Annotated in this window: 8 protein-coding genes; 1 reads left to right on the top strand and 7 read right to left on the bottom strand. The window is 64.0% G+C overall.

All coding sequences use genetic code 11. The annotated features are described in order from the left end of the window. The 7 genes from DM872_RS08570 to peaA all read right to left on the bottom strand — a co-directional run. On the bottom strand, positions 1-1,605 hold a 1,605-nt coding region (locus DM872_RS08570; RefSeq protein ID WP_179059070.1), incomplete at its 3' end, for a methyl-accepting chemotaxis protein. Positions 1,606-1,685: 80 nt separating this feature from the next. After that, positions 1,686-2,714, bottom strand: coding sequence for an AraC family transcriptional regulator (locus tag DM872_RS08565; protein WP_179059069.1), 1,029 nt, complete (start codon positions 2,712-2,714; stop codon positions 1,686-1,688). A 180-nt stretch (positions 2,715-2,894) separates the two neighbouring features. Next, the gene (locus DM872_RS08560) at positions 2,895-4,595 is read right to left on the bottom strand and encodes an AMP-binding protein (protein WP_179059068.1); all 1,701 of its coding nucleotides are present in this window, start codon (positions 4,593-4,595) and stop codon (positions 2,895-2,897) included. 315 nt (positions 4,596-4,910) lie between these two features. Further along, positions 4,911-6,035, bottom strand: a complete 1,125-nt coding sequence (gene peaD, locus DM872_RS08555) for a quinohemoprotein amine dehydrogenase subunit beta (RefSeq protein WP_256873331.1) — start codon at positions 6,033-6,035, stop codon at positions 4,911-4,913. A gap of 29 nt (positions 6,036-6,064) precedes the next feature. Beyond that, positions 6,065-6,388: a quinohemoprotein amine dehydrogenase subunit gamma gene (gene qhpC / locus DM872_RS08550; protein ID WP_077526464.1), complete on the bottom strand. Its 324-nt coding sequence runs from the start codon at positions 6,386-6,388 to the stop codon at positions 6,065-6,067. 1 nt (position 6,389) lies between these two features. Further along, the gene (peaB, locus tag DM872_RS08545; protein WP_179059067.1) at positions 6,390-7,820 is read right to left on the bottom strand and encodes a quinohemoprotein amine dehydrogenase maturation protein; all 1,431 of its coding nucleotides are present in this window, start codon (positions 7,818-7,820) and stop codon (positions 6,390-6,392) included. Between the two features lie 73 nt (positions 7,821-7,893). Continuing rightward, positions 7,894-9,411: a quinohemoprotein amine dehydrogenase subunit alpha gene (gene peaA, locus DM872_RS08540; protein WP_256873332.1), complete on the bottom strand. Its 1,518-nt coding sequence runs from the start codon at positions 9,409-9,411 to the stop codon at positions 7,894-7,896. A 456-nt stretch (positions 9,412-9,867) separates the two neighbouring features. Between peaA and DM872_RS08535 the strand changes: the two genes are divergently transcribed. Then, entirely contained in the window at positions 9,868-11,361 is a 1,494-nt protein-coding gene (locus DM872_RS08535) for an aldehyde dehydrogenase family protein (RefSeq protein ID WP_179059065.1), read from the top strand.

Genomic DNA, 11,361 nt, shown 5'->3' with positions numbered 1-11,361 from the left:
CGCCTGCACTTCTTCCATGGCCGCGCTCATCTCGCTGGCCAGTTGCTCGATGGCGCTGGTGGTCTTGCCAATCACGCCGAGGCCTTCCTGGGTGGCATGGTCGGCGCCGCGCGCGGCTTCGGCGGCCTGGGCGGCGCTGCGGGCGACGTCCTGGGCGGTGGCGCTCATCTCGTTGGAGGCGGTGGCCACCTGGTCCACTTCGCGGTACTGCTGCTGCATGCCGGCGCTGGTCTGGCTGGCGATGGCGGCGGACTGGTCGGCGGTGCTGCGGGCGTCCTGCACCGAGCGTTTCACGTCGGCGATGATCGGTTGCAGCTTGTCGAGGAAGCGGTTGAACCAGCCGGCCAGTTCCCCCAGCTCGTCCTGGCGGGCGTAGTCCAGGCGGCGGGTCAGGTCGCCTTCGCCGGTGGCGATGTCCTTGAGCATGCTGGCCACGCCCTGGATCGGCCGGGTCACGCCCCGGGCGGTGAGCCACACCAGCAACAGGCCGGCGACGGCGGCGGCAACGCCGAACAGCAGTTCCAGCCAGGTGCCCTGGGCGTTGCGTGCATCCAGGTCCTTTTGCAGCTCAAGGGCCGGTGCCAGGAGGGTCGGCATGGGCACGTCCAGCAGCACGGCCCAGGGCTTGGATTCCGGGATCGGCTGCAACGGCGCGAGCACCTGCAAGTGGTCATTGGCCTGCTGCTCGTGGGCCTTGCCCTCGCGTTGCAGGCTGAGCAGCGCGTTGGCTTCGTTCGGGTAGGCCTTGGCCAGGCCCTGGCCGAGCAGGCCGGCATCCGCGCTATAGCCGGCGAGCAGGCCGGCGGGACTGAGGATGCTGATGGCGCCCTGGCCGTCGTACAGGCCCTGGCTGCCGGCGCTGGCCAGCTGTTGCAGGTTGCTCAGGCTGATGTCCATGCCGACCACCGCGAGCATCTTGCCGTCCTCGATCACCGGGAAGGTCAGCGTGGTGATCAGGGTCTTCTGGCCCGAGGCGTCGTCGAAGTACGGGTCCAGCAGGCAGGGCTTCAGGGTCTGTTTCGGGCAGTTGAACCAGGTGTTGAACGGGCTGCCGTCGAGCATCGGCGTGGCGTCGCTGATCATCTCTTCGGTGGGTGCCAGGGTGCTGAGCTGGCCGCCGCGCTGCGCCCAGTAGGCGGAGAAGCGGCCCACCTCGTTGCTACCGAGTTCCGTGCGGTTGGCGTAGAGCGCGTCACTGCCATCCAGGGCGTTCGGCTCGAATACCAGGTAGAGGCTGAGCAGCTGCGGGTTGGCCTGCAGGGCTTCCTTCACTTGCTGGTTCAGATCCTCGCGCAGGGCCTGGCTGTCCCGTTGCAGCTTCTGCGCCTGGCGCTTCTGCAGCAGCACCTGGCGGGAGAAATTCAGGCCGTCCTGGTAGGCCGACAGGAAGTAACGCTGGATGGTCAGTGCCTGCACCTTGCCCTCCCCCTCCATACGCTCGCGGGCCGAGGTCTCCAGCATCTGCGCACTATTGGCCTTGACCAGCTCGGTGCCAGCGCCCATGCGGTAGAGCGAAATGCCGATCAGCACGGCAACGATGGCCAGCAGGCAGAGGCCAGCCAGCAGGGTGATCTTCCACTGGATGGAAAGTCGGTTGAGGGGCATGGGCAAGGGTCCTGTTTACTTCGGATCGGCGATGGGGCGCGGACATGGCGCGCCTTTCTATATAGCGGCAGAAAACGGCTTCAACTTGAGTCGGGATGGATCAATGAACGGTATTGACCCGGCGTCGAACCGGTCCACTTCTTGAAGGCCTTGTAGAAGGCGCTGGTGTCGGCAAAGCCCAGCTCGAAGGCCAGTTCGGTGAAGTTGCCTTCGCCGTGGTCCAGCCGGGCGATGGCGAGGTCGCGGCGCACCTGGTCCTTCAGCCCCTGGTAGGACTGCCCTTCCAGGGACAGCTTGCGGCGCAGCGTGGACGGCGCCATGTAGAAGTGGCTGGACAACGCTTCCACATCCGGCCAGCGCTCGGGCTTGATGCTGCGCAGGTAGGCGCGGATGCGCGCAGCCAGGCTCTGCGGGTCGCGATAACGCACCAGGATGTTCGCCGGCAGGCCACCGAGGAAGCGCTTGAGGTCGCGAGTGCTGCGGCGCACCGGCAGCTCCAGGCAATCGGCGTTGAACAGCAGACGGCTCTGGGGACGGGAAAAGCGCAGGTTGGTGCTGAACATCACCCGGTAGTCCTCGATGTAGTCCGGCACCGTGCAGCGCAGGTCGACACCGAGGATGGGAATGCGCCGCCCGGCCAGCCAGCACATCAGGCCGTGAATCATCAGCCACAGAGTGAAATAGCTGAAGGCACGGCATTGCTGGCCTTCGGGCTCATCCAGGGTGATTTCTGCGAGGCCGCCCCGCCGTTCCAGACGCGGTGAAAGGCCGTCGAAGACCAGTTCGAGGAAACGCAGGGACAGCTCCAGGGCCGCTCCGACCGTTGGCTCCTTCACCGCCGCGCGGGTCATGTAGGCGAAGCTGCCGGACTTCATCCGCCGCGGATTCATGCCGAAGAACTCGTCGTCCATGGTCTGCGCGATGAGCAGCCAGAGCGCTCCATAGAGCTGCGACGACACGCGTCCATAGGGCTTGGCCAGCAGCTCGGCGGGAATGCCAGCCTGGTGCAGCAACCCTGAATCGTCAAAGCCCCGCTGGCGCAATTCCAGCAGGGCTTCGTGGACGAGGCGGACGGAGATGGTGCCTTTCTCGGCAGACGTGCCTGTCATGGGCTCCCTTGGGGCTGATTTCCGGCGATGCGGCATTGTAGGGGCTTTACCTGTGGGGGCGAATTCATTCGCTAAAGGCAGCGCAGCTGCCCCATGGAACTACCAATGGCAGGACTGCGTCCTGCTTCGCGAATGAATTCGCCCCCACAAAAGAGCGAAGAATGCCCCTGTCTGCCGGCCCTACCGAATCGCCGTCACCTTGTCGTCCTTCGGCGGGGTCAGCTCCTCGATGCTGATCTCACGCATGCGGAACTTCTGGATCTTGCCGGTCACCGTCATCGGGAAGGCATCCACGAAGCGGAAGAAGCGCGGCACCTTGAAGTGGGCGATGCGCTCCTTGGCCCAGGCGCGCAGCTCCTCCTCGGTGGCGGTGTGGCCGGGGTGGAACTTGATCCAGGCGACGATCTCTTCGCCGTACTTGCTGCAGGGAATGCCGATCACCTGCACGTCGGCCACTGCCGGGTGGGTGAAGAAGAACTCTTCCAGCTCGCGCGGGTAAACGTTCTCGCCGCCGCGAATGATCATGTCCTTGCTGCGGCCAACGATGCAGACGTAGCCGTTCTCGTCCATGGAAGCGAGATCGCCGGTGTGCATCCAGCGACCCGGGTCGATGGAGTCGGTGGTCGCCTGCGGGTTGTTCCAGTAACCCAGCATCACGCTGTAGCCACGGGTGCAGAGTTCGCCGATGGTGCCGCGCGGGACGATCCTGCCCTCGGCGTCGACGATCTTGCTTTCCAGGTGCGGCTGGGTGCGGCCGACGGTGGTCACGCGCAGTTCCAGTTCGTCGTCCGGACCGGTCTGCATCGACACCGGGCTGGTCTCGGTCATGCCGTAGGCGATCTGCACTTCACTCATGTGCATCTCGTTGATGACACGGCGCATCACCTCGATCGGGCAGGTGGCGCCAGCCATGATGCCGGTGCGCAAGCTGGACAGGTCGAACTCGCCACGCTGCGGATGATCCAGTTCGGCGATGAACATGGTGGGCACGCCGTACAGGGCGGTGGCCTTCTCCTCGGACACGGCTCGCAAGGTGGTCAGCGGGTCGAAGGCGTCGCCCGGGTAGATCATGGTGGAGCCGTGGGTCACGCAGCCCAGGTTGCCCATCACCATGCCGAAGCAGTGGTACAGCGGCACGGGGATCACCAGGCGATCCTGCTCGGTCAGGCCGAGGCTCTCACCGACCATGTAGCCGTTGTTGAGGATGTTGTAGTGACTGAGGGTGGCGCCCTTGGGGAAGCCTGTGGTGCCGGAGGTGTACTGGATGTTGATGGGGTCGTCGAACTGCAGGGTGGACTGGCGCTCTGCCAGGGCTTCGACACTCACCTCCCCTGCCCGCTGCTGCAGTTCAGCCCAGGGCAGGAACGCGGCCGGCGGATTGGCGGCGAGGCTGACCACGCCGCGCAGTTCCGGCAGGCGCTCGCAGTTCAGGCTGCCTGGCTCGGCCGCAGCAAGTTCGGGCACCAGGCCGAGGAACATGGCGTGGTAATCGGACGTCTTGAAGGCATCGGCGCAGATCACCCAGCGGCAACCGGATTGCTTGAGTGCGTACTCCAGCTCGTTGCTGCGGTAGGCCGGATTGATGTTCACCAGGATGGCGCCGATCTTGGCGCTGGCGAACTGGGTGATGCACCACTCGGCGCAGTTGGGCGCCCAGATTCCCAGGCGGTCGCCGCTGTTCAGGCCCAGTGCGAGCAAGGCACGGGCGTGGCGATCCACCGCCTCTGCCAGATCCTTCCAGCTGTAGCGCAGGCCCTGATGCCTGACTACCAGCGCCTCGCGCTCGGGGAACTTGGCAACGGTGGCATCGAATGCCGCGCCTATGGTCATGGCGAGCAGGTCCTTGTCCTGCCGCCCCCGGGTGTAGCTCTGGTGATTCATGGCTTTCCCTTCTTGTCTTTGTGCTGGGATCGACGCTGATCAACGGGCCTCCAACTACGGCAGAGAGGCCTGGTACGTACTGGGCTTTATTTACCTTTACGTAAACGTAAAGGTAAATAAAGCCGGTTTTCCTGTCTAGTGACCCATTGGTCGGATATGGGTTCGGTTGTCGGGTGCTCGAATGGTTCACCCTCCTTGTGGGGGCGACTTCAGTCGCTAAGGGCAGCGCAGCTGCCCCATCGATTCTGATGGCAGGACTGCGTCCTGCTTAGCGAATGAATTCGCCCCCACAAAGAAGCCAATCAAACCCTGCCCTTACCGGATAAATACCTGCGTCGTGGTGATCGCCATGTCGCCACCCGGCAGCTTGATGTTCTTGATCTTCTCCAGGCTGTCCGGATCGAACACCGCGATGTCATTGAAGGTGCCGGCCAGGTAGAGCTTGGAGCCCTCGGTATTGAACGCGACGCAGTAGTAGGAGTGATCCAGGTTGGCTGCCTTGATCAGCTTCTGTTCCTTGATGTCGTACTTGGCCAGGCGGTTGAGCACGCCGAACATCTGGTTCGGGTCCTTCGGCGAACGCAGACCGGTGAAGTACAGCTCGGTCAGCGGCGCGAAGTCCTGGACGGTGGACTTGCCAGTCTTCAGGTCGATGCTGACGAAGCCATAGATGAAGTCGGCGGTGGCCAGGTCCTGCTTCTCGTCCTTGAACTTGGCCGTGGTGTAGAGCATCGAGAACTCGTGGTTCGGCGTCTGGTGCGGCCAGAAGTAGAGGACATCCGGCGGGCTGTACAACGGACGTTTCCAGTTGCGGCCCGGCACTGCGACTTCGTACTTGCCGGTCTTCACATCCATCTTGTAGATGTCCGGCCCGGCGACGTAGAGGCTCCCGTCGTCGCCCGCGCGCATGAGGTAGATCTGGCGCGGCATCGGGAAGCTGCGCACCGGCTTGGCGTCCAGGCCGGCGCTGGTGTCATAGACCTCCAGTCGCGGCTGCTTGACCACGTAATGATCATTGAGCATTTCCGTCGGATTGACGGTGGTGTAGAGCTCCTTGCCATCCGGGCTGAGGGCGAAGGAGAACATCGAGCGCGCCTTCTCCCCTGGCTTTTGCGACAGCTTGGCGTGGAACACCGTCTTGCAGTTGTCCAGGTCGACGCCGTAAAGATCGCCGAAGTGGTTGTTGAGGATGAACGCGGTCTTGCGATCCGGCGCCATCATCGCGGTGCCGGGGCCGAAGGCGTCCGGCAGGCGGCAGGTCTTGTACAGGCTGTCGGTGGCCAGATCGACCACGTGCAGGTTGTTCGGGTAGTTGGTGGCGATCATGTATTCATGACCGGCCTTCAGTGCAGGGCCGGATTCGTCCGCAGCCCAGGCATTGATGCCCAGTGCGAGGCCGGCAACAGCGGTCGCCAGGCTGGCGATGGCTTTGAGTTTCATCAGTGTTTCCCTCTTGTTCTTATCGCCGGTCATTTGTCTTTCGGGAATACGGTGCCGAGGTTGCGCCAGTCGTCCATGGAGTTGGTCGCCTGGGCGTTCCAGTCCTGGTAGGTGCTCATCATGTCGGGCACCTGTGCCGGCCACCAGCAAGGATCGGAGCAGCCATAGAGGTCGGCTTCCATCGGCTGGCAGAGGGAACTCACCCCGCCGAAGGCGTCCACTTCCCAGCCCGGGTCAGTGGTGGCTGTGCAACCGGCCACCGCACTCATGGCCACGACTTCTTCGATGCGATCTTCGGCTGCGGCTTTTTCGAGCATTTGCGCTTTGTTGTTGAGCGGCTTCAGATGTTTCATGTCAGTGCGCCTTCCGCGGAGAGATGTAGCTGCTGATGAAGGCCGGATTGACGGCCATGATGCGGCTGTAGACTTCGATGCCGAAGTCCACCCAGTCACGCATCAGCTCGCAGTAGTGATAGGTCGGGTGAGTGGGGTCGCCATAGCGGGCGTAGCTCTCGTGGTAGCAGCCGCCGGAGCACAGGTTGCGAATGCGGCAGGTGTCGCAGCCGGTGCCGCTGCGGTCCAGGCGCTGGGAGAGGAAGTCGTTCAGCTCGACCTGCTTCACCCCGCTGTGCACGTTGCCGAAGGTCGGCATGCTGGAACCGGTGAAGCGGTGGCAGAGGTTCAGCTCACCCTTGTGGTCCACCGCCAGCATCTTCAGGCCGGCACCGCAGGGCAGCGCCTTCTTGTGGCCTTCATGGATGTCGGTGATCAGCTGGTGCAGGTTGGAGAAGCCGATGTTGCGGTGCTCCAGTGCGGCCTCCAGGTAGCGACGGCCGAGGGCCTTCATGTTGGCGAAGACCTCCACCAGCTCTTCGCTGGTCAGGTTGTAGTTCGCCATGTCGCCCGAGGTGACCGGCGCGAAGCCGACTTCGGCGAAACCCAGCTCGTTGAACAGGTGGTTCCAGATGGTCTCGATGTCGGTGATGCCACGGGTCAGGGTCACCCGCGCGCCCACCGGGCGGCTGCGGTAGCGCGACAGCAGCAGGTCCACCTTGCGCCGCACCACGTCATAGGTGCCCTGCCCGCCCACCGTGATGCGATTGCGGTCGTGCACCGTCTTCGGTCCGTCGATGCTGATCGACAGCCCGAAGCGATGCTTGTTCAGGTAGTCGATGATCTCTTCAGTGAGCAGCGTGGCGTTGGTGGTCATGATGAACTCCACCTGCTTGCCGGCCTCGGCGAAGCGACGCTCGCAGTAGTCCACCATGTGCTCGATCAGAGGACGGTTGGACAGCGGCTCGCCGCCGAAGAAGACCACGCTGTAGCGCTCTTCGTCGGGTGACTCGCGGAGCAGCATTTCCACCGAGGCCTCGGCGGTTTCCGCGCCCATCTTCTTGCCGGCGGAAGGCTTGTCCAGGTCTTCCTTGTAGCAGTAGGTGCAGCTCAGGTTGCAGCCGGTGTTGACGTTCAGCACCACGGTATTGAGCGCCGTACGCTCTACCTTGCTGATGCCGATTTCCGGCGTCAGCGGCGAGCCATCGCTCACCACTTCCAGCGCGATCAGCTCGCGCAGGGTTTCATCGATATCCTGGCCGGCGAAGCGTCCGGACAGGCGTTGCACCAGGTCTTCGGACGAGCAGCTCTGCTGACGCAGGGCGTCGATAATGCCGCCGGTAACCTCATCGGTGGCGAACAGCGAACTGCTCGGGATATGGAACAGCATGCGGTCGGCATCCACCCGCACTTCGTGCAGGTTGCGTTCGACCAGATTCAAGATTGCGCCCATGGCGACCTCCCGGAATTCTTCCCAATCGTCGTTGCGAATCCGGGCGGGGCAGCCCCGCCCGAGCCGATACCGCTTACGGGATCGGCGGGTTGTTCCAGCGTTGCACGGTGACGATCAGATGGCCTTCACCCTTCTGGCCGCCCTCTTCCAGCTGGGCGATCACCTTCAGGTTGCCGGCGTTGTTGGTCATCATCTTGCGTTCCGGGTTTGGACCGGCGCCGCCGGGAATGAACACGCCATCGGCCTGCATCACACCCGCGAACTTCACGTCCTCGTCTTCCTTGGCGCGCTCGTCGAAGGGCTCGACCGACCATTTCGCCGGCAGGTAGCCAATGCGGTACGGCTGGCCGTCAGCGCCCTTGCCCCAGGCCTCGGCCTCGAAGCGGCCCTGCACCTTGGGCGTGGAGCCGCCGTTCTCGCCAACACGGGCGATGGAGAACTCGGGCACCACCTTCACTTCCGCGATGTCCTTGTAGACCGCGAGGTCGACACCTTTCAGGTCGCCGAGGGCCACGCTGCGCACGCCCGGCGCGGCGTCGGCAGCAGCCTTGACCTTGACGCGAACCAGCTTCGGCGTGACTTCCAGCACTTTCACCACTTCGACGCCGGCACCGAGCTCAGGCGTGCCCTTCAGGCCACTGCCCACCAGGGTCAGCTCGGCTTCGCTACCGGCCTTGATAAAGGCGGGTTGCACGGCCAGCAGCTTGGCATTGCCATCCTTCGCGGCGCTGAAGTCCAGGCCGCGCTCGTCATGCTCGGCCTCGAACATGCGGCCTTTCATTTCGCCGTTGATGGCGGCGAATACCTGGCGCAGATTGGTCTCGCCGACCTTCACATTGCCGCGCCACTCGTAGCCGTTGTAGAGGATGGCCGAGCCGCTGCCGTTGAACGGCGTGCCGTCGGCATACTGGCCTTTCACCTCGACCTTGAAGGTGTCGCCAGCATCGGCGGTCACGGTCATCACACCGCGCACGTCACCCTTGGTCAGCATGTGGCCGCTGAAGCTCCACTGTCCTGGCAGGGCATCAGCCTTGGGCTTGGCCTTCTGCCAGTCGGCCCAGGCCTGGTTTTCCAGCGGGAAGCGCTTGGCCAGTTCCGGCACCATTTCCTTGAGGGCGAGGTCGAACCAGTCGCGGTCGCGGGACTGGGCCTGGTATTCGAGGGACGGCCACTGGCCGAGGTGGAAGTTGACCAGGTGTTCCCACTCCTTGGCCGGGCGACGCTGCAGGGCGACGCGAGCACCGGAGTGGCAGCGGCCACAGGTCTGACTCAGTTGATCGTCGAATTTCTCCACCGTGTTCAGGCGACGCTCCATGGCGTAACGCACACCCTCGGTCTCGCTGGGTGCCAGACCCTGCTTGTCGGCCAGGTACTTGACCAGCGTGCGACGGTCGTCGTCGCTGATCTGCAGCCCATGCATCACCTGCATGCGGGCGATGCTCATCAGCCAGCCCTCAGGGGTCTTGCGCTGGTGGCTGATGCGGCTGTAGGTATCGTTGCCCTCGGGGATGTGGCAACCCATGCACTTGGACTTGAGGAGGGCTGGACCCTCCTCGGCTGCATGGGCCTGGGCGAACATGAGGGACGCCATGGCCAGTGCCAGGGTGCCCGCGTGCTGCCGGAGTCGAGTCGTCTTCAAGGTCAGACCTCCACGGTGTTGTTCTTATGATTTGCACCCCACGGCGGAGCGGGTGCAGTTGTCACGGCAAATACATAATGTGTGCCATGCCGGTGAAAGTCCTTTTATAACAACGCTTTAGCCGTAAAACGCGGGCTTGGCAGGGATGCTGGTGGTGGAGCCCGGCGTCTAATTTCGCGACAGACTGTTCCACGCTGAGACTGCACCACCCAGCATCCAGTAAAGGTAGACAGTGCGACTGTTCCAGGCCCGTCTCAGCGAGTCTCAAAGTGCAACAGCGGGACATCCGGAGCTAGCTGAAATTCCTCATTAAATTCCTTTTTGAATCATTGGCTTATGTGACATTTACGGCCTTGGCATGGGGGTTGCGAAAGCTGGGTACAACTTCAATGAATAGAGGCTTCCCCCATGCTCGCTGACCTGCCCGTCCTTCCCCAGACCCAAGCCTTCCTCAATCGCAAGCTGAAGATGCTGATCGGCGCCGAATGGCAGGACGCCGCCAGCGGCAGCACCATGACTTTCCGCAACCCCGCCACTGGCGAAGTCCTCGGCAACGTGCCTTCCGCCACCGCCGAAGATGTCGACCGTGCCGTGCAGGCCGCGCGCCAGGCCTTCGACGACTCCGCCTGGAGCCGCATGCGCCCGCGCGAGCGGCAGAACCTGCTGTGGCGTCTCGCCGACCTGATGGAGCGCGATGCCCAGGAGCTGGCCGAGTTGGAGTGCCTGAACAACGGCAAGAGCGCCGCCGTGGCCCAGGTCATGGACGTGCAGCTGGCCATCGACTTCCTCCGCTACATGGCCGGCTGGGCCACCAAGATCGAAGGCAGCACGGTCGACGCTTCCCTGCCGTTGATGCCCAATGATCAGTTCCACGGCTTCATCCGCCGTGAGGCGGTGGGCGTGGTCGGCGCCATCGTCGCCTGGAACTTCCCGCTGCTGCTGGCCTGCTGGAAGCTCGGCCCGGCGCTCGCCACCGGCTGCACCGTGATCCTCAAACCCGCCGACGAAACCCCGCTGACCGCCCTCAAGCTGGCCGAACTGGTGCTGGAAGCCGGCTACCCGGCCGGGGTGTTCAACGTCATCACCGGCACCGGCCTGAATGCCGGCGTCGCCCTCACCCGCCATCCGGGCGTCGACAAGCTGACCTTCACCGGCTCCACCGAAGTCGGCAAGCAGATCGGCAAGGCGGCCATGGACAACATGACCCGCGTGACCCTGGAACTCGGCGGCAAGTCGCCGACCATCGTCCTGCCCGACGCCAACCTCGCCGAAGCCGCCGCCGGCGCCGCCAGCGCGATCTTCTTCAACCAGGGCCAGGTCTGCTGCGCCGGCTCGCGCCTCTACGTGCACCGCAAGCATTTCGACAACGTGATCGCCGACATCGCCGGCATCGCCAACGGCATGAAGCTCGGCAACGGCCTCGACCCGAGCGTGCAGATGGGCCCGCTGATCTCCGCCAAGCAGCAGGACCGCGTCACCGGCTACATCGAGCTCGGCCGCGAGCTGGGCGCCACCATCGCCTGCGGCGGCGAAGGCTTCGGCCCCGGCTACTTCGTCAAGCCGACGGTGATCGTCGACGTCGACCAGCAGCACCGCCTGGTGCAGGAAGAAATCTTCGGCCCGGTGCTGGTGGCAATGCCCTTCGACGACGTCGATGAAGTCATTCGCATGGCCAACGACAACCCCTACGGCCTCGGCGCCAGCGTCTGGTCCAACGACCTCGCGGCGGTGCACCGGATGATTCCGCGCATCAAGTCCGGCTCGGTCTGGGTCAACTGCCACAGCGCCCTCGACCCGGCCCTGCCCTTCGGCGGCTACAAGCTCTCCGGCGTCGGCCGCGAAATGGGCGCAGCGGCCATCGAGCACTACACCGAGCTGAAGTCGGTGCTGATCAAGCTCTGA

Source organism: Pseudomonas taiwanensis, assembly GCF_013393345.1.
GTDB lineage: Bacteria > Pseudomonadota > Gammaproteobacteria > Pseudomonadales > Pseudomonadaceae > Metapseudomonas > Metapseudomonas resinovorans_C.
Note: the sequence above shows the minus strand (reverse complement) of the source record. Positions and strands in the feature narration are given on the sequence as shown.